The sequence below is a fragment of the Brevundimonas sp. FV1ye4L genome, from assembly GCF_058681255.1.
The window spans coordinates 2,266,856-2,289,920 of the sequence record NZ_CM178734.1; the positions used below are offsets into that span (position 1 = coordinate 2,266,856).

Genomic DNA, 23,065 nt, shown 5'->3' on the forward strand with positions numbered 1-23,065 from the left:
GGGCGACGCGTCACGGATCAGCGGCGGCCTCTGACAGCGCGCCCCGCCTGCCTACCCCGTCAGGATTCAGGCGCGTTCGCCGCCGAGCGGCCCATCATCAGGGCGTAGGCGCGCTCGATGGCTTCGTTCTTGACGAAGACCAGACCGGTGTCTGGCCTGGGCTGGTCGCCGTCCGCGCCCGGCGTCGAACGGCCATCCAGGGGCGCTCCGTAGAATATGTGGGCGCCGATCCGATGAACGCGCTCAAGGCGACGGGACCAGGAAGGCCGGACATAGTTGGCGTGATAATTGACCGACCGCTTGGGCAAGATGGAGACGTACCCGCTGGAATAGACGTCGCGGGCGATCCGCTCAGCCCGGGCCCAGCTGGCTGGATTTATCCGTGAACGGCCGATCGAACCATCGCAGGTGAAGGTGAACTGGCAGGTCCGCGTGTTGCGCTGGTAGACGACTTCACAGATGTCGTTGGGGTAAAGCCTGCTGGCGGTGCGGTTCATGACGACCTCCGCGACGGCGGCCTGCCCTTCTTCATTCTCGCTGCGGGCTTCATAATAGATCGCCTGAGTCAGGCAGGTGACGGGATCCCTCGGCATCGCCGTCGGCGTCGTCAGGTCAAGCTTCGGGGCCGCATATCGGGACGATCGCGATAAAGGTTTCACGTCCCGGGCGGCGACAGCGGCAGGGCCCCGATCGGGCTGCGCCGAAGCGTGCGCAGGCGGAGTTGCGACCGCCGAGCTCTTTCTGTCGCCGAGACGGGCGCCGCGCCCGTCGGACAGCATTTGCTGCAGACGGTTATTCAGGGCGGCGCGCCGGTCGGAGTCCTTAATGACGGGCTTTATAGCCTCGGCCGAACGCACCGCCGCTATCGGCGGTCCAGCCTCGGCCTGAGCCAGCAGGTCGCGCGAGACGACGCCGCCCCACAGCGCCGCCGCCAACCCACCTGCAATCATGACAGAGGCTGTCGCCTTCATCTGCATCCCCGTTTGCGGCTCAACCTAACAAACATCCGTCGGACTCGCCAAGCTTAGCCTGGCGACCATTGGCGTTTCGTGTCGAGAGGGCTAACAGAACGACATGACAGCGTCCGTATCACGCCGAAGCGGCTTTTCGCTGATCGAGGCCTTGGTGGTGCTCGCGATCGGCGGGATGGCGCTGGCGATCATCTTCTCAATCGGGATCAAGGCGGGCGATTCAGGCTTCCGGCTGGGCCGCCGGGCCATGGCGGTCGCCGACGCCGATATTGCAGTCAGCGACACGCGCAGCCTGGTTCGGAGCATCGTTGTGCGACCGGCGGAGACCGTCAATGACGCCATGGATCGTCAGATCGAGGGGCGGGCGGACCTTCTTGAGGCGGACATCATCGCCGAACGGGCAAGCCAGTGCGCGCCCTTGGGCTGGACCGGACGCATGCGGTTGCTGATCGAACCCGCAGGATCGGAACGGCGTCTGGTCTGCGAAGCGGGTGAAAAGCGCGTCGTTCTGTTGACGACGACCGATCGGAATGCGGCGCTGTCCTATTCCTTAGACGGAAGCAACTGGACCGAGACCTATCGTTCTCCCGGGCGTCAACCGGTGCGGGACGGCGGCATGCGATCCACGACCCTTTTCGTCCGTTTTCGGGGCGGGGTTATCGATGTGGTGGACAGCGCAGGCTCGGCGCGCCCAGAAAGCTGGATAAGGTTCGATGATCCGCTTTAATCGTCGCCCCGGCTTCTCCCTACCGGCCGTCCTGGCTGTGACCGGCATGGTGTCGCTGATCTTTCTGGTCGCGATGACCGCCTTGCGCAGCCTGACGGCGGAGGCCGCATCGGCGCGCGCGCGGGTGCAGTTTATGGCCCGCGCCATGACCATGGAGGCGTCAGCCGCCTATATGATCGCCACCGAGCCTATGTCTCCCATGGCGATCGATGTCGGCGCGCCCAGACGTTATGATGACGCTGTGCCGGGCTCGGGAGCGAACACCGATCAAGTGCGGCTGGATGGTCGGCCGTATCTGGTGGAGGCTAGGCCTCCCTTGATCATTGAGTTCAGAGATCAGGCCGGTCTCATCAATCTGGCCTATCTGTCCGAGGACGGCGTTCGTCGTCTGGCCGCGGAACTAGGCGTCCCGGATCGCACGTCTCGACTGCTCGCTGCGCGTTTCCGCGACTACATTGATCAGGACGAGCTGGAACAGGCCCCGGGAGGAGAAGGCGCTGGCTATCCCGGCGGCCGACCGCCAAACCGCACCATGCGAACGCCGAATGAGTGGCTGTCCTTGCTGGATGTGAGGGAGGCCGTCGATCCGGGCGCCTGGAGACGGCTTCGTCCGTGGCTGGCCATGGACTCGACTTCGACCAACGAGAACATCAATACCGCTGGACCGGAGGCCATGCGTATCCTCTACGGCGCGACGCCCGGCCAGATATCAACGGCTATGAGGCAACGCGAAGATGCGCCCTTCTTGTCGTTTCAGAATTTCGCGGCCGCCACGGGACTGCCGAACACCAGCGGCGAGAGCTTCTACACCTTCCCCTCCGGCCGGGTGATCCTGACCCTCAAGGACACGCGTTCCGCCTGGATCTATCGTAGTCGACTGACCTTGACGCCGACCGGGCTTGAGCGTCCGGTCTGGATCGATCAAACTGAAATGACCGAGGCTCCTCGACGGGCCGTTGCGGACGCCTCTGATGCCGTTAGATTTTCTTACGCCCCGCGTTGAGCGGCTGTCCGCCGATGGGCGATGGACCACGCTGAATGAGGGCGGCGCCCTGGGACGGCTGAGGCCTGCCGTCGTCCTGATCGCCCGCGAAATGACGGCGTTTTCTCTGTTCGAAGCGGCAAGCCTGCCCCGGTCAAAGCGGGGGCAGGCGGCCGGCCTGCACGCGCGGACAGGCTCTCCCTATCTCGAAAGCGGCCATACGCTGGCTTGGGCGGGCGCGGATTGCGGCGTCTGGTGGTGGGACGCCGCCCGTATCGGTCCTCAGGTCAGGGCGCGGTTTGGCGGCGCCAGGCCGGAGGTTCGGCCGGAAACCCTGTCGCAGCCTGCCGGCGTCGGTTGGCGGATCGTGCGCCTGGCGGACGGCTACGAGGCGCAGCGCTGGCGAGCCGGCCGGCTTGTCGCCTCCGCCTGGCGTCGGGAACGGTTCGACGCACAGGCATGGACCGCCTTCGTGCGTTCCCAGCGCGGCGCCGATGACGCGCCTGAAGGCCCGCCGCCGCCGCAGACCCTGCCGCTCGCCTTCGACGCCCCCGCCTTCGCCCTGTCGGCTTCGAACCTGAGCCGGGAGCAGATGATCGGCGCCGGCGCCGGCGCCTTTGCCATGGTTTCGATCGGGCTCAGCCTGTTCTTCGTGGGTCAGGCCCAGCGACTGTCATCCGAACGCGAGGCTCTGGAGACGGAGACCGTCGAAATCCGCGCGGCGACCCCTCAGACGTCGAGCCTCTCGGGACTCGAAACCAACAAGCGCAAGCTCGCCGCCTATGCGGAGATCGAAGCGGAGACCAACCCCCTCACCGCGACCGGCGCAGCCATCGGCATCGTCGCATTCCACGATCTGACGCCTACCGCGCTTGAGGCGGAGGGAGAGACCTTGAGCCTGACCCTGCCCTATACGGCGGTGTCCTTGGTCGAGACCCTGGTGTCGGACCTGGAGACGTCAGGCTACTTCTATGATGTCCGGCCCCGCACGGACGCCCAGGGACAGAGACTGATCATCGAGATGCTGGTCCGCGAGGCTGCGCCTCCGTTGTCTGCAGGCGGATAAAGCGGCAGTCCCCGTCTGAGGTTCTCAAGGTCATAACGACCCGATCGCCGTTTATGAGGTTGGCTGTCGCTGCCGAGCAGGCGCCCCCCGCAGCGATATCCAGGTTCGGCGCCAGGGTGTAGCGCCAGGGTGAACGCAACAGGATCGTGCGCGGAGGATCCGGCTCAATGGTCGATTCAGGCGACGAAACCCGTCCTGTCGTTTCACCTTGCCCGCCATCCTGAGCCCCAGGTTCGGTCAGTCGAATGGCGACGCCGGTCCGATTGGCTTCCCGCCGCAGGTTCGACACCTGTTCCTGGAATTCGAAGAAGACCGCATGAGACGTCGCCTGATCGAGCATTCGCGACGTGCTCGGCATGATCACCGCGGCGCTGAGCGCGAAAATCGCCAGCACCACGAGAATTTCCATCAGGCTGAAGCCCTCGCGCCTGGCCCTAGCGCTGATCGGAGGTGATATCCGCATTGACGCCCTGTCCGCCTTCCTGTCCGTCAGCGCCATAGCTGATGACACGCGCCCGCGCTTCCGGCGCGCCCGGCGTGCCGTCTGCGGCGCTGCTCGGCGGCAGATAGATATAGGGCCTGTTCCAGGGATCCGACGGGAGAGCCTTGTCGAGATACGGGCCGGACCAGCCGGCGACCTGCTGGGGATCCGCCTGCATCAGCAGCGGCAGCCCTTCGGACTCGGTCGGCAGCCGGCCGATATCAAGACGCATGGTCTCCAACGCCGCCTCGAGCGATCGAATCTGAAGCCGCGACGTCGTCGTCTTTGATCGGTCCAGTTGCGCGAACAGGCGGGGCCCCACCACTGCGGCAAGCATGGCGATAATGGCCAACACGACCAGAATTTCCAGCAGAGAAAAGCCGGCGCGGACGGTGCGGGACGATTTGGAACGACGAACGCGCCGGGCCAAGTCAACGACAAATGAGAACAAACTGGACGCCTTTTGTATTCACGGAGCTAGGAGCCGTGCTCACCGGCTGCTATAGCGGAAGCTTGTGGCGGCGTCGATAATACAGGCGTGGCCGCCGGGGATGCGGCGGGAACAAGTTGCGAAACGTGATTGCTGGTTCGAAGGCCGCCGTGCGCGAGCAGGTCCGCGCCTTGACGGCCCGGTTTCAGCAGACGACGCCGCGTGAGCGCGCTCTTCTCGGAGTGTTGGCCCTGGGCTTTCTGACGATTGTTCCTGTCGCCGGCGCCGATTGGCGCACCGGGCAGGAGGATCTTTATATCGAGGCGATGGAGGATCGCGCCCAGGCGCGCCGTGCGGCGGACGCTGCAGCGCGAATTCGCACCGCTCTGGACGACAAGGTCGCGCTGGAAGACATGGAGACCTGGGGCTTCAAGGCCTCGAACGTCGATGTCGCGCGGGTCATGATCGAAGATTCGCTGTCTCGCGCCGCACGCGAGGCGGAATTGACCAGCGTCTCGATCACGACCGAAGAGGAAGTCGAAGCCATAGGGCCCACCGAATGGCTGGGCGCCGAGGTTCAGGCCGATCTGCGCTGGACGACTGTATTCGGCTTTCTCGACAAGATCGCAGCCCTGCCCGAGGGGTTCCGGGTGGTCGCCTTCAGCTATGAACTGACGCCGCAGCGGGTCAGGGTCCAGCAAACGCCTGAGCCGTTCAACCCGATCACCGGCAAGGTCCGGGTTCGTCTGGCCTTCCCCGTGGCCCTGCCCGCCGGCGCCGCCGCGCGCGGGCCGGCGGAACGGCCGAACGATCAGGCCTACGGGGCGCGCCGCTGATGCGACTTCTCCCCATTCTAGTCCCCGTATTTCTGGTCCTGGCCCTGATCAGCGGCTGGCTTTCACCCGGGCTGCCGGAAGAGCCGCCCGGCGTGCGCCGCGGCGCAGGCGGGACCAGCGGACCGATGCTTCGTCCCGGCGAGACGGCCGCTGCGGCCCTGAGCTTCCTGCGCACCCTGCGGTCAGACCCGCCGCCGCCGCCGCCGCCACCTCCCCCGCCGCCGCCGCCCCCTCCCCCGCCGCCTCCGCCGCCGCCCGATGTCGCGGTGGTGTTCAAACAGGCTTTGCGTGGTATCGAACGTGATCAGACGAGCGGCGCCTTCATGGCCCTGGTCGCTCACCCCGCCCTATCGGGGGCGCAAACCCAGGCTATGACGCAGGGCGATCTGTTCCAGGACGGCTGGCGCATCAGCGAAATATCAGAATACGCCGTAACCTTGCGCCGGGGCCGAGACGCGCGCGTCGTCCGGCTTTTCGGCTAAGGCAGCAGGAGTTGAAGACCATGCCGATTCATCACGAGCGCGTTGAGGGTTCGCGCCGGTGGACCGCAGGCCTGACGGCTGCGGTTTGTCTGGCGCCTTTGCTCCTGACAGCGGGATGCGCCGCCTTTCCAACCATGACGGCGGGCGACGGCACTTCGCGGCCGGCGCTCGATCAGGCCCGAAGCCAACCCGAAGGGTCCGCGACCGACGCGACGGTTGGCGGGCAAAGACGCCCGGCGGAAACCCTGTCCATCCCGGGACGCGCCTCAACGGCGCCCAGCCGCCAACCCGCCACCGAGGCGGAGATCGCAGCCCTGTTGCCCGACGAACCGGTCGACGCCACCCTGGCGCCGCAGTCAATTCCTCAGTTCGTCGCCACAGCCTTTGGCGTCCTGAACCTTCCCTACAGCCTCAACGGAGACGTAGCGACGCGGACAGAGGTGATCGCGGGCGGCACAGGCGGCTCGGTCAGCAAGCGGGCGCTGTTCCGCCTCACGCAACAGGCGCTGAAACAATACGGGATCGACGTCTTCATCGAAGGCGGGACGGTTGTGGTCGGATCCAGCGAGACCCAGGCCATAGGCGCCACACTGCAACGATCGCGCACCGCGCCGAACAGCGGCGGGCGTGTCGTCCAGTTCTTCAATGTGCAGACGATCGAGGTCAATGTCCTGCAGTCCCTGCTGTCGGACCTGTTCCCAAACCTAGGCGGCGCGCGTATCACGCCGGACCCTCTCTCCAACAGCCTGATCATTTCGGGCTCGGCCCGGGAAGTCAGTCAGGTCGTGCGTGTGCTGCGCGAGGTCGACCAGCCGCGCTTCGCCGGCGCTGAAGCCCTGCGGATCGAACCCGTCTACTGGTCGGCCGACGCCCTTGCGCGATCGCTCGAACAGACGCTGACGGCCGAGGGCTATATTGTCAGCACCCAGCCCCTGGCTGGGCGCTCCATCCTCATTCTGTCCTTCCCCCAGACGAACCAGATTCTCGTCTTCACCAAGGACCGAGAACTCGCCGACCGCGTCAACTACTGGGTGGGCATGCTGGACCGTCCCACGGCCCTGGGCGACAAGGCGACCACCTTCGTCTACCAGGTCCGCAACACCGACGCCCAGTCGCTGGGACAACTGGCTATGGGCCAGACGCCGACCACCAGCACGCCGCAGCCGCCCGTGGGCGTGCCAGGAACGCCTGCCGTAAGCGTGACGAGCGGATCATCCTCGACGACGTCGTCGTCCTCCTCCTCGAACCGGAACTCGACGAACAACGGCAGAAACCAGAGCCGGCAAGGCGCCTCGGGGTCGTTCCTTGGCGGAAGCCTTCTGACCGACCCCATCGGCAACCGGATCATCTTCACGGGCACGGCCAGCGACTACGCCCAGCTCCGCAATCTGCTCAACACACTGGACACTCCCGCCCCCCAGGTGGTCATCGAAGTCATGATCGCCGAGGTGACGCTGACGGACTCGACCAGTATTGGCGTCAGCCTGTTCGGAACCGATGCGCGCGGCGACGGCCTTCTGACGGGGTCCACCGAAGCGCTCGCTACGGCGGGCGGCGCGGGCGTCTTCACCTTCGTCGGACCAGACTTCAGAGCTCGGCTTGTCGCCAATGCCTCCAATGACCGACTCACCATCCTTCAACGCCCGCAGCTGGTCACGCGGAGTGGGGGCACGGCTCGGTTCCAGGTCGGCACAGACGTGCCGATTCTCACCTCCCAGTCTGCGTCGAACACCGACTCCGACGGTTCCACCGACATCCTGCAAAGCGTCCAGTATCGGCAGACCGGTACGATCCTTGAGGTCACGCCTGTCGTCTATGGCGACCGGGTGGATGTCACGATCAGCCAGGAAATCTCTTCCGCAGGCGCCGCCCCGGCCGGGATCTCAAGTCCGACCATCACCAACCGCAGCCTGACCACGCAGATTGCGATTCGGGACGGTTGGACCGGCGTGCTAGGCGGCCTGATCGCCAACAATTACAGCAAGGTGAATACTGGAGTTCCTTTCCTCAAGGATATCCCCATCATCGGGTCGGCGCTGCAATCCAACACGGTTGAAGGCGCCAAGACCGAGCTGCTGCTTCTGATCACGCCCTATATCGTCCGCAATGACGAAGAGATGGCGGACTTTGCCGATCGCTATTCGGAAGACATGAACGCCGCGTTCAAGACCGGCGCCGGCTGGTCTTACACGCTGACGCCCCTGACCTTTGGCACGCGCGTCAGAGGCGTGGGCCTGAACCTGCCGCGTCCGATGCCCGCGGCGAGTGAGGCAGAGGCGGAGGTCGAGCCGGAACCTGAGGAACCCAGCACCGCGATTGAGCCGGAAGAAGTCGCACCACAAGACTGACGCCTGTCTAAGCCCCCTCGGCGATTAGACTAGCCGGCCAAGGCGTCCACACGCCGCCAGCCCAGGCGGTCGATGACCAGAGGCGCGGGCGAGCGGCCGTTGCGGCGCTCGACCTGCACGGTCAGGGTGAAAAGCTGGACGTCGAACAGGCCGTCCCCGATGGGGAAACCGGCGTTGCGGCGGATTTCCGTCTTGGGCGTCGCGCTCCAGGTGACCGTGTCGCCTTCAGGCAGGCTGATGGAGCCTTCCGGCTGTTCCATCGGGTTCAGCCCGCGGATCAGGGCCAGGGCGTTCTCCTGGGCCGCGACCTGCTCCATCACATCAGTCGCCCGACGCTGGCCCCGCGTCATCTGCTGCTGAAGCTCGAAGATCGCCGTCAGGGTCATGGCGGCGATGGTCAGGGCGATCAGGGCCTCGATCAGGCTGAACCCGTCCCGACCGCCCGTTTTCACGCGACGCCCTCATAGACGCTGGACAGGGCCAGGACGAGCGACAGGGCCACAAAGCCGACGATGATGGAGATGGAGCCGATGGCCAGAGGCTCCAGCAGCGACGTCATCCGCTTCATGCTGTCACGCAGCCGGTTCTCATAATTGTCGGCCATGAAGCCGAACATGGCCCCGACCGCGCCGGAACGCTGACCGGCCCGGAGCAGGCTGAGATCCATCGCCTCAAGCTTGGTGTGTGACGCCAGCGAGGCGTCCAGCGTCAGCCCCGCCTTCAGGTCGCCGTCCAGCTGGTTCAGCCCCTCGCGGAACGGGCCGATCGGCACGGCGGCGCGGGCCAGGCCCACCGCCTGAAGAATAGGCACGCCATTGCTCAGGGCGAAGGCGGTCAGCCGCGCCCAGGCGGCGATTTCGCGCGCCTGGATGACGCCCCCGATCACCGGCAGGCCGTGGGCCGCCGTATAGGCATAGGCTTTTACCTTGGCGTTGGTCGCGATCACGACGCCCAGGGCCACGATCGCGCCCATAACGATCCCCACGACGCCGATATGGGCGTTGGCGTATTCGCCGGCCGACAGGACCCAGCGCGACATGGCGGGGACCCGGCTGCGGTCCTCGCCGATCATGGCGCCGAACCGGGGCACCACCTGGGTGAAGATGAAGCCCACCGCGCCCAGGCCCGCCGTCAGCAAGAAGGCGGGATAGGTCATGGCGTTGCCGAAATCCCGCCTCAGCCGGTCTTCGTAGGCCATCTGTTCGGCGGCCTGTTTCAGCACGTCGGCGATCTTGCCCGAGGCCTCGCCGACCCGCGCCATGGCGTAGAGATAGTCCGGAAAGCCCGGGACATGCTCTTCCAGCGCCTTGCCCAGCGAGTCGCCCCGCCTCAGGGCGGCGATGGCCGCCTGGAACTGGGCCTTGCCCTTGGCAGCCTGCATCCCTTGCGAGACGGTGTCCATGGCTTCCAGAAGGGAAACCCCGGCCTCCAGCATCAGGCCCAGCTGGCGCAAAACCAGCACCCGTTCGGCAGGCTTCAGGTGACGGTTCTGACCCTGGCCGCGCGGCGCCGCGACCGGGGTCACCTTGACGGCGATCAGACCGTCGCCGGCCAGGCGGCGCACCACGGCGGCCTCATCAGGCGCCGTGGTCACGCCGCGAGAGGCGCGCCCCTTGCGATCCATGGCCTGATACTGGAAGTTCTGGCTCATGCCGTCAGTCGCCGCCGCCGGCGACGCGGTGGACCTCTGGCAGGGTGGTCAGGCCGCGCCGCGCCTTCAGGAAGGCGTCGTCGCCGAAGCTCAGGAAGCCGTCGTCGCGCGCGATCCGGGTCAGATGATCCTCGTCGGCGTCGGCGCGCAGAGCCTGGATCAGATGCGGGGTGGCGACCGCGATCTCATAGACGCCCAGCCGCCCCCTATAGCCGCTGTGGCCGCAGCGGGGGCAGCCGACCGGTTCGCGCCAGGCCGCCGGCTCGGTGTCGGCGACAAGCCTGAGGTGGGTCGGCAGGGCGCGTTCATGCGCCTCGGCCTCGGCCGGCGTCGATGGGCGGGCGCAGTCGCACAGGCTGCGCACCAGCCGCTGACCCGCCACCCCCCGCAGGACGTCGCCCAGCAGATAGTCCTCGACCCCCAGGTCGATCAGGCGCGGCACGGCGGCCAGGGCGGTGTTGGTGTGGACGGTCGAGATGACCAGGTGGCCGGTCAGCGCGGCCTGCACGGCGATGCGCGCCGTCTCGGGGTCGCGGATTTCGCCCACCATGATGACGTCGGGGTCCTGACGCAGGATGGAGCGCAGCCCGGCGGCGAAGGTCAGGCCGATCTCGGACCGCACCCGCACCTGCACCACGCCGGGCAGGTCCAGCTCGACCGGATCCTCGACGGTGATGATCTTGCGCTCGCCGTCGTTCAGATGGGTCAGCAGGCGGTAGATGGTCGTGGTCTTGCCCGAGCCGGTCGGACCGGTGATCAGGACAACGCCGTTCGGCCGTTCAGCCAGGTCGATCAGCTTGCGCTCCTGATCCGGGCCGACGCCCAGTTCGGACAGCTCGGGCAGGCGGCTGGTCTTGCCCAGCAAACGCAGGACGATGGATTCGCCCCACGAACACGGCAGGGTCGAGACGCGCAGGTCCACTTCCTGGCCGGACACCCGGATCGACTGGCGGCCGTCCTGGGGCAGGCGGCGTTCGCCGATGTCCATCTGGGACAGCAGTTTGATGCGCGAGGCGACGGCCTCGAAATTGGCGCGCGGCGCGGCGCGGACGGTGGTCAGGACGCCGTCGATCCGCATACGGACCAGGAACCGGTCCTCGAACGGCTCGACGTGAACGTCGGAGGCGCGCCGGGTCAGGGCCTCGGCGAAGACCGCATTGACGAAGTCGATGACCGGCGCCTCCTGCGCCAGCTCCCGAAGGCGGGTGGCGTCGGCGCCGCTGGCGAGGCTGAGGTCCAGGCCGGGTCCGGCGTCGGTGTCGAGGTCATGGGTCAAGGCCTCGATCAGGGATCGCTGGGCCAGCATGAAGACGACGCGTTCCGCGGTCGATTGCGCCAGCCGTTCGCCCAACTGCGGGTCCAGCGGCTGAACGGCCGCGCAGACGATATGGGCGGTCTGGCCTTCGCCTTCGGCGGAGGCGCGCCAGGCGACGGCCTCATGCTCGGCCCACCAGTTCAGGGGCGAGCGGATCTCGGCCAGGAAGCCCGCCACCTGATGGGGGGCGGGGCCGTTCTCGGGCAGGAGGATGGGCAGATCCAGCTGCTCGGACAGGACCTCCAGCAGCTGCGACTCGGAAATGGCGCCCAGGCGGACCAGGTTCAGGCCAAGGAGGCCGCCGTTCTGCTGCTGCAGGGTCAGGGCGTTGGCCAGGTCCTCGGCGCGGATCAGGCCCCGGTCAAGCAGCACCTCGCCCAGGCGACGACGGGCGGCCGGAGAGGGGAAACGGATGGCCACGGGCGCGGCGTCGGTCAAGGAAGTCTCTGATCGGCAAAGGTGAGGCCCCAGCTTATAGCCGAGCGCCACGCCCTTGTCCCCGGCTTCGCCAGGGCCTCAGGCAAAGAAAAAGGGAGGGCAGAAGCCCTCCCTTTCCCCAGTTCAGACCGGAATCTGGACTTAGCGGACGCCTTCCAGGTTGCCCAGCGAGGTTTCGAAGATCTCGCCCGAAGCCTGGGTCACGCGAACCTTGCCGCTGATGAACTGCGGTTGAGCTTCGATCGACACTTCCAGGTCGCCGTTGGCGGCGTCGGTGCCGAAGGCGGTCTTCAGAGCGGCGCCCGAAACGGACACCAAGCCACCGGCGGGGATGCCGCCCGAAGCGGTCAGCGAACCGGAGACCAGTTGACCGGCGCCGATAGTGACAGTTTCGGTCGTGGCGGCCGAACCATTGCTGGACGTCAGGGTCATCTGGATCGGACCGGTGTCGCTCGAACCGTTGTTGGCCAGACGGATGGTCGAGTTGGCCGAGGCGGCGCCCAGGGCGATCCACGGGGCGACGAACGACGTGCCGTCACGCTTGACCGGAGCCAGCGAACCGGTGGCGGTTAAGTCATTCAGGCCGGCGGCCAGATCGACAGCGGCCGTGACCGAGAAGGTCGAGGCCGGGATCACGCCGTCGGCGTCAATGCCGGCGGTCGTGGCGGTAGAGATGTTGTCGACAACAAAGATGCCGACGCTTTTATCACTGCCACCCAGGTCGAGAACGCGGACGGTCGAGACCGTGGCCGAAGACGTTCCCGAGGTGAAGCTGGAGCTACCTGCCGACAGGTTGTAACCAGTGAACGTTCCCGTCAGGGCGGTCGCGGTCAGAACGACGTTAGTGATGTGGGACGCGGAGGCGGTGACGCCACCGACGCTTGTGTGAACGCTGTTGTCAACGGCGACGGTCAGGTTGCCGATGGCGACGGGCGAACTGCTCAGCTCGCGATAGCCTTCGGCGACCAGGGCAGTGACGGTGTTGTTAGTGGCTTCGATTTCGGCGCTGAAGGCGGGGGCGACGGTGACGAAACGGGCCGAGGTGCGGCCACCGTCGACATTGATCAACGAACCGCCGAAGCTTTGCTGCAGCTGAGCGCCGATCGTCATGTTGGAGCCGGTGACTTGCACCGGAGCCGAGATCGCGATGGCCGAGCCGGTGGCGCAGGTGGCCGTGGTGTCGTCCAGAGTGATCAAATATTGGGCCGAAGTCGCGCCGCGAGCGATCGGCGTGACCGGAACCACATTGCTGACGTCGCAGCTGGCCGTGACGACGTCACTGACGCTGAAGCCCGACGAAGACGTGAAGACACCGCCGGTCAGATCGATGGTCAGCAGCAGGGATTCGCCAACGGTGAAGCCAGAGGTGGCGACCATGTTGAAGGTGGCGTCGCCTTGCGTGGCGGCAGCGCCGGTGGCCGACGAATAGGCGGTGAAGTAGGTCAGTTCTTCAGCCAGCTTGTAGGCGCCGGTCGTCGTCGACGACAGGACGCCCGAGAAGGCGCCGGTGCCGGTGATGGATGCGGCCTGGGCGTGAGCAGCCGTGACAAGCACGGCGGCCGAAGCAGCGAGATAAAGAGACTTACGGATCATTGAACTTTCCAGGCGGCGAATACGTACGAAGGACTGACAGCGACCTTATGTGGCAGCGATTAACAAGGCGCTGCACCCCTGCAGATGCCGTAACAAAAAAAGGGAGGGCCGAAGCCCTCCCTTTCCCCAGTTCAGTCGTGAGACTGGACTTAGTTGGACAGGTTGCCCAGCGAGCTTTCGAACACTTGGCCCGAAGCTTGCGTGACGCGAACCTTGCCGCTGATGAACTGCGGCTGAGCTTCGATCGTCACTTCCAGGTCGCCGTTGGCGGCGTCGGTGCCGAAGGCTTCCTTCAGAGCAGCGCCCGAGACGGACACCACGCCACCGGCGGGGATGCCGCCAGCGGTGGTCAGCGAACCGGAGACCAGGTCAGCGGCGTCGATCGTGACGGTTTCGGTCGTGGCGGCGGCGCCGTTGCTCGACGTCAGCGTCATTTGGATCGGGCCGGTGTCGGTCGAACCGTTGTTGGCCAGACGGATGGTCGAGTTGGCCGAGGCGGCGCCCAGGGCGATCCACGGAGCGACGAACGAGGTGCCGTCACGGACGACCGAGTCCAGCGAACCGGTGGCGGTGAAGTCGGTCAGGCCGGCGGCCAGATCGACAGCGGCCGTGACCGAGAAGGTCGAGGCCGGGATCACGGCGTCGGCGTTGATGCCGGCGGTCGTGGCGGTCGAGGTGTTGTCGACGACGGAGATGACGTCGCTGCCGACGAAGGCGCCCAGGTCGGCGACGCGGATGGTCGAGACGGTGGCCGAAGCAGTACCCGACGTGAACAGGTCGCCGTCGAAGTCCAGGTTGTAGCCGGTGAACGAACCGGTCAGGGCGGTCGCGGTCAGGACCACGCCATCGACGTCGCCAGCAGCGGCGTTGGTGCCGGCCAGGTCGACGTTGACGTCGGTGTCGACGGAGACGGTCACGCTGCCGATGGAGCCCGCGCCGCTCAGTTCACGGTAGCCTTCGGCGACCAGAGCGGTGACGGTGTTGCCAGCGGCTTCGATTTCAGCGTCGAAGGCCGAAGCGACGGTGACGAAGCGAGCCGAGGTGCGGCCGCCGTCAACGTTGATCAGTTGGCCGCCGAAGCTTTGTTGCATCATAGCGCCGATGGTCAGGTTCGAACCGGTGACCTGAACCGGAGCCGAGATCGCGATCAGCGAACCCGGGTCGCAGTCGCCCGACAGCTGAACCAGGTACTGGGCCGAGGTGCCGCCGGCGGCGGCTGCCGTGACCGTCACCGGCGAGCTGACGGCGCAAGCCGTAGCCGTGACTTCGGCGACGGTGACGCCGCTGCCGGTGAACACGCCGCCCGCCAGATCGAGCGTCAGCAGCAGGGATTCACCCGTGGTGAACCCGCCAGTGGCGACCAGGTTGAAGGTGGCGGCGCCTTGAGTGGCGGCGGCGGCAGTGGCCGACGAATAGGCGGTGAAGAAGGTCAGTTCTTCGGCCAGCTGGTAGGCGCCGGTCGTGGTCGTCGAGGTGACGCCCGTGAAGGTGCCGGTGCCGGTGATGGAGGCGGCTTGCGCTTGAGCGGCCGTGAGAAGCACGGCGGCCGAAGCGGCGAGATAGAGAGACTTGCGAATCATTGGGGTCCCCAAAAGGTTCCTAGAGGTTGCATACGGAGCTGCGTAGGATGGTCACAGAGATTGACCGTGCGGCCCACCCTGCTTCCCCTGGCATAAGAGTGTTACCGTTCACCTACTCGTGTCGTCAACCACAAAAGATGTCGACACGACGTCAACACTTTGTCAATATTTGACATTTGCATGACCGCCGAGAGTCAAATTCCCCAACCAGAGAGTCTTTTGGAGCCGAGGACGCCTCGCCCTAGGCGGGCTTGGCGCCCGATAGAAGCAGGTCAGAGTAACGACCTTCGTATTTCATGTCGCCGTAATGGGCGACACTGACGTCGATCAGGGCGAAGATCTTGCCCCCAGCCTTGCGGTAATAGCGGCAGAAACTGATGTCTTCGCTATATTTACTCGTCCCCTCCTGGATATTGTCGAAGCAGCGAATCAGCCGCTTCAATCCCAGGTCAGCTTCCATATCGCTGATGTTTTGAGTTTGACGCAAATTGGGCGACTTTGTCCAGAGGAGTTCGACCGCCGATTTGCGAATAAGCATGCAACCGCCGGGGATTTCGTTCATCTCGAGGTAGCCCTCGCGGATATCGATCTGGCCGCCGTTGTGCACGAAGCCGCCGGCCGCGATGAAGCTGAGGGCGCCGGTCTGGCATTTTTCAAAGGCATGGCCTTCCTGGGCCAGCCGGTGGAACTTCGCCATGTCGATCTGGCGGCGCGGATAGGTCAGGCCGCACACCTCGTGGCCCGAGGCCAGCAGGCGCGAAAAGGTGTCGGCCGGAACCCCCATGTCGGAATCCAGCATGAAGAGGGCGTCATAGCCGTCGAGAAGCATGGAGGCGAAGATGTTCCGCACCCGCGCGATCTCGGCCATGTTGATGGTGAACAGTCGGATTTCGGCGCTGGGGAAGTTCTGCGACAGCTGGATCACGCCCGTCGAGACCGAAATCATGGTCTCGGCCCGGACACTGCCGCCGTAGGCGGGGATGCAGAACAGGATTTTCATTTTCGAGGCCCCTCGCTTGCGCCGCCCGCCGACGCCGGGCAGGGATATGGCGAGCTGGTTTAGGCCATTGTTCTCTCCCTATTTCAAGGGCGTCGCGCCTCGCGCCGGCGCGTATCTCGCAAGGCCGCAGACGGCATGAATTCAGACAGCATCCTGTTCATTTCGCTGGATTCCTGCCGGTACGACACATTTTCCGCCGCCAGACTGCCGCACATGAAGGCCCTAGCCCCCCTGCACCGGGCCCAGGCGCCGTCGCATTTCACCTACGGCTCTCACGCCGCGATGTTCGTCGGCTTCACCCCGGGCGTCGAGGGCGCGCCGCAGCCGTTTCTGACGCCCAAGCTGGCGCGCCTCTTCCGGCTCAGCTACGCCGGCCACCCCGGCGTGGCGCCGCCCGGCTTCACCGTGGCCGGCGACAATATCGTGGACGGTTTCCGTCAGGGCGGCTGGCGGACCATCGGCACGGCGGCCATGGGCTGGTTCGATCCCGCCACGCCGGTGTCGGCGACCCTGCGCCACGGCTTCGACGCCTTCTGGTTCGCCGGACGCGACGGCGTCGAGGCCCAGATCGCCTGGGTCGAGGCCCAGTTGGAACAGGCCGGCGACGCGCCCGGCTTCGTCTTCATGAACATCGGGGAAACCCACGTCCCCTACCACTATCAGGGCGCGCCCTGGTCGGAGGACGACAACCCCTGCGTCCCGTTCCAGACGGTCGATCGTTCAGCGGACTGTCGCAGCCGCCAGACCGCCTGCGTCGAATACGTCGATGCACGCCTGGTCGGGCTTCTCGACCGGTTCCGGGACGCGACCATCCTGATCTGCGCCGACCATGGCGACTGCTGGGGCGAGGACGGGCTGTGGGAACATGGCGTCAGCCACGAGATGACCCTGACTGTGCCCCTGTTGTTGCGCTATCGCGGCAGGCCGGTTTAGTCCCTTGGTCTCCAAACACCCCCGAGTGAGTGCGCCCGCATGACCGCGACAAAGACCGCCCTTGTCGTCCTGGGCATGCATCGCAGCGGTACGTCGTCCGTGGCCGGCGCCCTGTCCATGCTGGGCGCCGCGCCGCCCCGCACCTTGATGACGCCCGGCGAAGACAATCCGCGGGGGTTCTGGGAAAGCCGGGTGTTGATGGAGGTCAACGACCGGATACTGGCGGCAGGACACTCGGACTGGCGCGATTGGCGGCGGTTCGAGCCCGATCCCGCCGTTCTCGCGGCCTTCCAGCCGGAAGCCGCGCGAAGTCTGGCGGACGAGTTCGGCGGGCAAGACTTGATCGTGTTGAAGGACCCGAGACTCTGTCGGTTCTTCCCCTTCTGGCGGGGCGTGCTTGGGGCAGCCGGTTATGAACCGCACATCATCTCGCCCGTGCGCGACCCGCGCGAGGCGGCGGGATCGCTGATCGCGCGTAACACCATGTCACGTGAGGCGGCGCTGAGGCTGTGGCTTCGCCATGTTCTCGACGCCGAGACCGCCAGCCGGGGACTGAAACGCCGCGTCCTGCTGTGGAAGGATTTTCTGAACGACTGGCGTGGCGAAGCGGCGCGCATAGAGGTGCGCCTGAACATCAACCTGAACCTGGAAGACGCCGAACGGGGCGCGGCTGTAGACGCCTTTCTGTCGGCCGACCTGCAGAGACAAAGGGGCGATGACCAAGTCTTGCCGCGCGCCGTAGCAGAGACCTATGGCCTGCTGACGGAACTGGCGCATGGGGGAGAACATCCAGGCGTCCACCTTCGGTTGGACGAGATCCGAGCCCGCTTCGACGCCGTCACCGATCTGTTTGCCGACGCTCCGCGTTGAGGCGACGGCTTTCCCCGTGACTCCTCGCCCCTCCCCCGCTATCTCGCGCCGGTGATGAACGAAACAGAACGCCAGTCCGAGGAACGCAGCTGGGAGACGGCGAAGACGCTCGCCGAAGCCTTGCCGTATATTCAGGTCTATGACCGCGAGACCGTGGTCATCAAATACGGCGGCCACGCCATGGGCGAGAGCGCCGTGGCGCGTCAGTTCGCGGCCGATGTGGTGCTGCTGAAGCTGATGGGGGTGAACCCGGTCGTGGTGCACGGCGGCGGGCCGCAGATCAGCGCCATGCTGGACAAGGCGGGAGTGAAATCCAGCTTTGTGGATGGGCTGAGGGTCACAGATCCAGCGACGATGGAGGTGGCCGAAATGGTCCTGTCCGGCGCCGTAAACAAGGAGATCGCCCACTGGATCACCATGGCCGGCAAAGAGGCGGACGTGCGCGGCGTCGGCCTGTCAGGCAAGGACGCCGGCCTGCTGACGGTCGAGAAGACCCGCCGCACCAAGCGCGATCCCGACAGCATGATCGAGCACGAGGTCGACCTGGGCTATGTCGGCGAGCCGACCAAGGTGGATCCCAAGCTGATCAGGGGCCTGATCGCGTCGGAGACCGAGGACTGGGTCCCGGTCATCGCGCCGATCGGGGTGGCCGAGGACGGCCAGACCTATAACGTCAACGCCGATACGGTGGCGGGCGCCGTGGCCGGGTCGCTGGGCGCCAAGCGGATGCTGCTGCTGACCGACGTGCCGGGGGTCAAGGGGGCGGACGGCGACATCATCCGTCAGATGACCCTGGACGAGGCCCAGGAGTTGATCGACACCGGCGTCGCCCACGGCGGCATGATCCCCAAGCTGGAGACGGCCATGGCCGCCGTGCGCGCCGGGGTCGAGGCCGTGGTCATTCTGGACGGCCGGCGGCCCCACGCCATGCTTGTGGAGTTGTTCACCGAGTTCGGCGCCGGCACCCTGGTGAAGGCGTCTTGATCGACCTGTCGCACGTCAACGCCTGGGTGTTCGACATGGACGACACCCTGTATCCGCGCGAACAGGGGCTGATGTCCTTGGTTCAGGCGCGGATCAACGCCTATGTGGTCGAGGCGGTCGGCCTGGCGCCGCAGGAGGCGCGGGTGCTGCAACGCCAGTTCCTGGACGAACACGGCACGACCCTGGCCGGGCTGATGGCCAACTATACCATCGATCCCGAGGACTTCCTGCACGTGGTGCATGATGTGCCCCTGGACGGGGTCGAGCCCAATCCACGCCTGGCCGAGCGGCTGAAGACCCTGCCGGGGCGCTGTTTCGTCTTCACCAACGGCGCGCGGGACTATGCGCATCGGGTGCTGGACCGGATCGGCGTCGCCGACTGTTTCGAGGGGGTGTTCGCCATCGAGGACGGCGATCTGACGCCCAAGCCGGCCCCATCGGCCTTTCGTCGTATGATCGAGCGGTTCGATTTCGAACCCCGTTGCGCCGCCTTCTTCGAGGATACGCCCAAGAACCTGGAGCCGGCCAAGGCTTTAGGCATGGCGACCGTCCTGATCGGCGACGGCCACGGCAAGCCCCTGGGGGACCATATTGACTGGATCGCCCCCGATCTTCTCGACTTCCTCAACGCCCTGAACTTCAAGGACGCCGCCGCATGACCGACCTGTCGCATCTCGAATCCGTCATCGAGTCCGCCTGGGAAGAGCGCGCGGACGTCTCGGCCGCCACCCATGGCGACGTGCGCGACGCCGTAGAGACCGCCCTGGCCCTGCTGGACTCGGGCCAGGCACGTGTCGCCTCGCGCGGAGAGGACGGGGTCTGGACCACGCATCAATGGCTGAAGAAGGCGGTGCTGCTGTCCTTCCGCCTGAACGACAACCAGATCATGCGCGCCGGCGACCGCGGCCCGACCAGCCACGCCCCGGGCGTCGGCCCCTACTGGGACAAGGTGCCCAACAAGTTCGGCGACTGGGCCGCCGCCGACTATCAGGCCGCCGGCTTCCGCTCGGTGCCCGGCGCCATTGTTCGCCAAGGCGCTTACATCGCCAGGAATGTCGTGCTGATGCCGTCCTTCGTGAACATCGGCGCTTTCGTTGATGAAGGCTCGATGGTCGACGCCTGGGCCACGGTCGGATCCTGCGCCCAGATCGGCAAGAACGTGCACCTGTCGGGCGGGGCGGGCATCGGGGGAGTGCTGGAGCCGCTTCAGGCCAATCCGACCATCATCGAGGACGGCTGTTTCATCGGCGCCCGCGCCGAAGTTGCTGAAGGCGTGATCGTGCGCGAGGGCGCGGTCCTGGCCATGGGCGTCTATCTGTCGGGCTCGACCAAAATCATCGACCGCGCCACGGGCGAGGTCTTCCGCGGCGAGGTGCCGGCCTATTCGGTCGTGGTTCCGGGCGCTCTGCCGGACCCCAAGGGCGGCCCGTCGCTGTACTGCGCCGTCATCGTCAAGCGAGTAGACGCCCAGACCCGGGCCAAGACCGGGGTCAACGAACTGCTGCGCGACTGATCAGATACGAAAACGGAGGCGACCGCGCGGCCGCCTCCGTTGTTTATCCGGCCGACAAGATCAGGCGGCGGACTTCATCGCGTCCTTGTTGACCGCGGCGTCGGCTATGCCGGTCAGGTCTTCGTCGGTCTGGGACTCTTCCTGCAGGGTCTCGTCCAGCAGGGCGGCGGCGTCCTTCATGCCCAGCACCAGGGCCCAGCGCTTCAGGGTGCCGTAGCGGGTGATCTCATAGTGTTCGACCGCCTGGGCGGCGGCCAGCAGGCCGGCGTCGAGGGCCGGGTTGTCCTTGTATTCTTCCATGATCTCGTCGCCCTCGGCCAGGATGCCTTCGATAGCGTCGCAGGTCTTGCCGCGGGGGGCCTTGCCGATGATCTCGAACACCTGCTGGAGGCGTTCGATCTGGCCTTCGGTCTGGTCCTTGTGCTTTTCGAAGGCGGCCTTCAGCTCGGGCGACTGAGCGGCGCGGGCCATCTTGGGCAGGGACTTCAGGATTTTACGCTCGGCGTAATAGATGTCCTTGAGCGTGTCGTGGAACAGGGTGTCGAGGGTTTTCTCGGCCATGGGATGTCTCGCTGTGTGTGGGGCGCGGGGGCGCACCCCATCACAAGCGATCAGACCGGCGAATGTTCCTGTGTCCGACTCCGGGCTTAAGCCTGGAGCGCGCGTTTCAAATCGGGCGGGGTGGCTTCTTCGGTCAGGATGCGGATGGCTTCTTCCACCGTCACCACCGTCTGGGCCTGGGAGCCGAGGCGGCGGATGGCGACCAGGCCCTGTTCGGCTTCCTGGCGGCCGACCACGGCGATGACCGGCACCTTGCCGACCGAGTGTTCGCGGACCTTGTAGCCGACCTTCTCGTTGCGCAGGTCGATCTCGGTGCGCAGGCCGGCGGCCTTGAACCGGTCCATCACCTCGCGGGCGTAGTCGTCGGCGTCGGAGGTGATGGTGGCCACCACGGCCTGGGTCGGGGCCAGCCACAGGGGGAAGGCGCCGGCGTAGTTCTCGATCATGATGCCGATGAACCGCTCGAACGATCCGAGAATCGCCCGGTGCAGCATGACCGGACGGTGCTTCTGGCCGTCCTCGGCGATATAGGTGGCGTCCAGCCGTTCGGGCAGGACATAGTCCAGCTGGATCGTGCCGCAGGTCCATTCGCGGCCGATGGCGTCCTTGACGATGAAGTCCAGCTTGGGCGCGTAGAAGGCGCCGTCGCCCTCGGTCACGACCGGCTCGGTCCCGGCGGCGCGGGCGGCCTCGGCCATCAGGGCCTCGGCCTTGTCCCAGAACTCGTCCGAACCGGCGCGGTTCTCGGGCCGGGTGCCCAGGCTGATATAGGCGGTCTCCATCCCCAGGTCGGCGTGGACGCTGCGGGCCAGTTTGATGAACTCGGCCGTCTCCTCGACGATCTGGTCCTCGCGGCAGAAGATGTGGGCGTCGTCCTGGGTGAAGCCGCGCACCCGCATCAGGCCGTGCAGGGATCCCGACGGCTCGTAGCGGTGGCAGGCGCCGAACTCGGCCATGCGCAGCGGCAGTTCGCGGTATGAGCGCTGGCCCTGGTCGAAGATCTGGACGTGGCCGGGGCAGTTCATCGGCTTGAGGCTGAGGGTCTCGCCCTCGACCGTCTCGCAGACGAACATGTTGGGGCGGTACTTGTCCCAGTGACCGCTCTGTTCCCAGAATTTGCGGTCCAGCACCTGGGGCGTCTTGACCTCGACATAGCCGGCGGCGTCCAGGCGGCGGCGCATATAGGCCTCGAGCACACGCCACAGGATCCAGCCCTTGGGATGCCAGAAGACCATGCCCCGGCCCTCTTCCTGCATGTGGAAGAGCTCCATCGCCTTCCCGACCTTGCGGTGGTCGCGCTTCTCGGCCTCTTCCAGCCGTTGCAGATAGGCGTCCAGGTCTTCCTTGGTGGCCCAGGCGGTGCCGTAGATGCGCTGAAGCTGTTCGCGTTTGGAATCGCCGCGCCAGTAGGCGCCGGCCAGCTTGGTCAGTTTGAACGCCTTGCCGACATGGCGCGTCGAGGGGAAGTGCGGGCCCCGGCACAGGTCGATCCAGTCGCCCTGCTTGTACAGGGTGATGGTCTCGTTCTCGGGCAGGTCGCGGATCAGCTCGGCCTTGAACTTCTCGCCGCGCGCCTCGAAGAAGACGATGGCCTCGTCGCGGTCCCAGACCTCGCGCTCGAATTTGGCGTCGCGATCGACGATCCGGCCCATCTCCTTCTCGATGGCGGCGAAGTCGTCGGTCGAGAAGGGCTCGTCGCGGAAGAAGTCATAATAGAAGCCGTCCTCAATGGCCGGGCCGATCGTGACCTGGGTGCCGGGGAACAGGGTCTGGACCGCCTCGGCCAGGACGTGGGCCGTGTCGTGACGGATCGTATAGAGGGCCGCGGGATCGTCGCGCATGATCAGACGGAAGTCGCCGCCAGTCTCCAGCACCCGGCCCATGTCGCGCTGCTCGCCGTTCAGCTCGGCCAGCACGGCCTTCTTGGCCAGGGACGGCGAGATCGAGGTCGCCACGTCGCGCGCCGTCGAACCGGCCGGATACTGACGCACCGCGCCGTCGGGGAATTTCAGATCGATCATGACTGTTCTTTTTCGTCGGTCTTCTGGGGCGGGACCGGGTCATAGCCCGAACCGCCGAAGGGATGGCATTTACAGAGGCGGCGCACGGTGAGCCACCCCCCCTTGACCGGCCCGTGCTGGATCAGGGCGTCGCGCCCATAGTCCGAACAGGTCGGCAGGAACCGGCACTGCTGGCCGATCAGGGGGGACAGCGTCAGCTTGTAGCCCCGATGGGCCGCGCGGACGCCGCGTTCATAGAGAGACATTTGTCCCTTCGCCGGGGGCTGGATGGGTTCGCCGCACT

23 protein-coding genes and 1 pseudogene are annotated in these 23,065 nt (G+C 66.1%); 12 read left to right on the forward strand and 12 right to left on the reverse strand.

Annotation, left to right across the window (positions count from 1 at the left end):
• Positions 1-59 precede the first annotated feature (59 nt).
• Entirely contained in the window at positions 60-971 is a 912-nt protein-coding gene (locus ACW17X_RS10965; protein WP_492097339.1) for a cell wall hydrolase, read from the reverse strand.
• 103 nt (positions 972-1,074) lie between these two features.
• Between ACW17X_RS10965 and ACW17X_RS10970 the strand changes: the two are divergent.
• The 4 genes and pseudogenes from ACW17X_RS10970 to ACW17X_RS10985 form a co-directional block, all read left to right on the forward strand.
• Positions 1,075-1,158 (forward strand): annotated as a pseudogene (locus ACW17X_RS10970) (type II secretion system protein); the annotation flags it as partial.
• Between the two features lie 60 nt (positions 1,159-1,218).
• Positions 1,219-1,698 carry a hypothetical protein gene (locus tag ACW17X_RS10975; RefSeq protein ID WP_492100485.1) on the forward strand — a complete coding sequence of 160 codons (480 nt, stop codon included), beginning with the start codon at positions 1,219-1,221 and terminating at the stop codon, positions 1,696-1,698.
• Complete coding sequence (locus ACW17X_RS10980) at positions 1,685-2,701, forward strand: hypothetical protein (protein WP_492097341.1); 1,017 nt, start codon at positions 1,685-1,687, stop codon at positions 2,699-2,701. Before ACW17X_RS10975 ends, ACW17X_RS10980 begins: the two co-directional genes overlap by 14 nt.
• Entirely contained in the window at positions 2,670-3,746 is a 1,077-nt protein-coding gene (locus ACW17X_RS10985) for a hypothetical protein (RefSeq protein ID WP_492097343.1), read from the forward strand. The genes ACW17X_RS10980 and ACW17X_RS10985 overlap by 32 nt, the downstream gene beginning before the upstream one ends.
• On the opposite strand, the gene ACW17X_RS10990 is transcribed toward ACW17X_RS10985, so the two are convergent.
• Positions 3,694-4,245: a prepilin-type N-terminal cleavage/methylation domain-containing protein gene (locus ACW17X_RS10990; RefSeq protein ID WP_492097345.1), complete on the reverse strand. Its 552-nt coding sequence runs from the start codon at positions 4,243-4,245 to the stop codon at positions 3,694-3,696. The genes ACW17X_RS10985 and ACW17X_RS10990 overlap by 53 nt on opposite strands.
• Positions 4,181-4,678 (reverse strand): type II secretion system major pseudopilin GspG, encoded by a 498-nt coding sequence (gspG, locus tag ACW17X_RS10995; protein ID WP_492097347.1) that lies wholly within the window; start codon positions 4,676-4,678, stop codon positions 4,181-4,183. Before gspG ends, ACW17X_RS10990 begins: the two co-directional genes overlap by 65 nt.
• Before the next feature lie 149 nt (positions 4,679-4,827).
• Here gspG and ACW17X_RS11000 point away from each other — a divergent pair, with 149 nt between their 5' ends.
• The 3 genes from ACW17X_RS11000 to ACW17X_RS11010 are packed head-to-tail and all read left to right on the forward strand — an operon-like array spanning position 4,828 to position 8,323.
• Positions 4,828-5,493, forward strand: coding sequence for a hypothetical protein (locus ACW17X_RS11000; RefSeq protein ID WP_492097349.1), 666 nt, complete (start codon positions 4,828-4,830; stop codon positions 5,491-5,493).
• Positions 5,493-5,975 (forward strand): hypothetical protein, encoded by a 483-nt coding sequence (locus tag ACW17X_RS11005; protein ID WP_492097351.1) that lies wholly within the window; start codon positions 5,493-5,495, stop codon positions 5,973-5,975. The genes ACW17X_RS11000 and ACW17X_RS11005 overlap by 1 nt, the downstream gene beginning before the upstream one ends.
• A gap of 20 nt (positions 5,976-5,995) precedes the next feature.
• Positions 5,996-8,323 (forward strand): secretin GspD/PilQ domain-containing protein, encoded by a 2,328-nt coding sequence (locus ACW17X_RS11010; protein WP_492097353.1) that lies wholly within the window; start codon positions 5,996-5,998, stop codon positions 8,321-8,323.
• A 29-nt stretch (positions 8,324-8,352) separates the two neighbouring features.
• Here the strand turns inward: ACW17X_RS11010 and ACW17X_RS11015 are convergent, their stop codons facing one another.
• The 6 genes from ACW17X_RS11015 to ACW17X_RS11040 all read right to left on the reverse strand — a co-directional run bounded on the left by ACW17X_RS11015 (position 8,353) and on the right by ACW17X_RS11040 (position 15,900).
• A complete protein-coding gene (locus ACW17X_RS11015; RefSeq protein ID WP_492097355.1) occupies positions 8,353-8,775 on the reverse strand; it encodes a type IV pilus modification PilV family protein in 423 nt (140 codons plus the stop codon).
• Positions 8,772-9,974, reverse strand: coding sequence for a type II secretion system F family protein (locus ACW17X_RS11020; protein WP_492097357.1), 1,203 nt, complete (start codon positions 9,972-9,974; stop codon positions 8,772-8,774). The genes ACW17X_RS11015 and ACW17X_RS11020 overlap by 4 nt, the downstream gene beginning before the upstream one ends.
• Positions 9,975-9,978: 4 nt before the next feature.
• Positions 9,979-11,727, reverse strand: coding sequence for a GspE/PulE family protein (locus ACW17X_RS11025; protein ID WP_492097359.1), 1,749 nt, complete (start codon positions 11,725-11,727; stop codon positions 9,979-9,981).
• A 141-nt stretch (positions 11,728-11,868) separates the two neighbouring features.
• Positions 11,869-13,320, reverse strand: coding sequence for an autotransporter outer membrane beta-barrel domain-containing protein (locus ACW17X_RS11030; RefSeq protein WP_492097361.1), 1,452 nt, complete (start codon positions 13,318-13,320; stop codon positions 11,869-11,871).
• A gap of 149 nt (positions 13,321-13,469) precedes the next feature.
• Positions 13,470-14,900, reverse strand: a complete 1,431-nt coding sequence (locus ACW17X_RS11035; protein WP_492097362.1) for a hypothetical protein — start codon at positions 14,898-14,900, stop codon at positions 13,470-13,472.
• A gap of 241 nt (positions 14,901-15,141) precedes the next feature.
• Complete coding sequence (locus tag ACW17X_RS11040) at positions 15,142-15,900, reverse strand: hypothetical protein (RefSeq protein WP_492097364.1); 759 nt, start codon at positions 15,898-15,900, stop codon at positions 15,142-15,144.
• Between the two features lie 135 nt (positions 15,901-16,035).
• Between ACW17X_RS11040 and ACW17X_RS11045 the strand changes: the two genes are divergently transcribed.
• From ACW17X_RS11045 to dapD, 5 genes are read left to right on the forward strand one after another with little or no spacing between them, the layout of a single operon-like run.
• Positions 16,036-16,833, forward strand: a complete 798-nt coding sequence (locus ACW17X_RS11045) for an alkaline phosphatase family protein (RefSeq protein ID WP_492097366.1) — start codon at positions 16,036-16,038, stop codon at positions 16,831-16,833.
• A gap of 39 nt (positions 16,834-16,872) precedes the next feature.
• On the forward strand, positions 16,873-17,703 hold the full coding sequence (locus tag ACW17X_RS11050) for a sulfotransferase family protein (protein ID WP_492097367.1): 831 nt from the start codon (positions 16,873-16,875) through the stop codon (positions 17,701-17,703).
• Positions 17,704-17,757: 54 nt separating this feature from the next.
• Positions 17,758-18,687, forward strand: coding sequence for an acetylglutamate kinase (argB, locus tag ACW17X_RS11055; RefSeq protein WP_492097369.1), 930 nt, complete (start codon positions 17,758-17,760; stop codon positions 18,685-18,687).
• On the forward strand, positions 18,684-19,346 hold the full coding sequence (locus ACW17X_RS11060; RefSeq protein ID WP_492097371.1) for a pyrimidine 5'-nucleotidase: 663 nt from the start codon (positions 18,684-18,686) through the stop codon (positions 19,344-19,346). The genes argB and ACW17X_RS11060 overlap by 4 nt, the downstream gene beginning before the upstream one ends.
• Complete coding sequence (gene dapD, locus ACW17X_RS11065; protein ID WP_492097372.1) at positions 19,343-20,200, forward strand: 2,3,4,5-tetrahydropyridine-2,6-dicarboxylate N-succinyltransferase; 858 nt, start codon at positions 19,343-19,345, stop codon at positions 20,198-20,200. The genes ACW17X_RS11060 and dapD overlap by 4 nt, the downstream gene beginning before the upstream one ends.
• A 60-nt stretch (positions 20,201-20,260) precedes the next feature.
• On the opposite strand, the gene ACW17X_RS11070 is transcribed toward dapD, so the two are convergent.
• The 3 genes from ACW17X_RS11070 to yidD all read right to left on the reverse strand — a co-directional run bounded on the left by ACW17X_RS11070 (position 20,261) and on the right by yidD (position 23,027).
• Positions 20,261-20,761 (reverse strand): YciE/YciF ferroxidase family protein, encoded by a 501-nt coding sequence (locus ACW17X_RS11070; RefSeq protein ID WP_164952646.1) that lies wholly within the window; start codon positions 20,759-20,761, stop codon positions 20,261-20,263.
• An 86-nt stretch (positions 20,762-20,847) separates the two neighbouring features.
• Positions 20,848-22,782 carry a threonine--tRNA ligase gene (gene thrS, locus ACW17X_RS11075; protein WP_492097374.1) on the reverse strand — a complete coding sequence of 645 codons (1,935 nt, stop codon included), beginning with the start codon at positions 22,780-22,782 and terminating at the stop codon, positions 20,848-20,850.
• Complete coding sequence (yidD, locus tag ACW17X_RS11080) at positions 22,779-23,027, reverse strand: membrane protein insertion efficiency factor YidD (RefSeq protein ID WP_267515079.1); 249 nt, start codon at positions 23,025-23,027, stop codon at positions 22,779-22,781. Before yidD ends, thrS begins: the two co-directional genes overlap by 4 nt.
• Positions 23,028-23,065 lie beyond the last annotated feature (38 nt).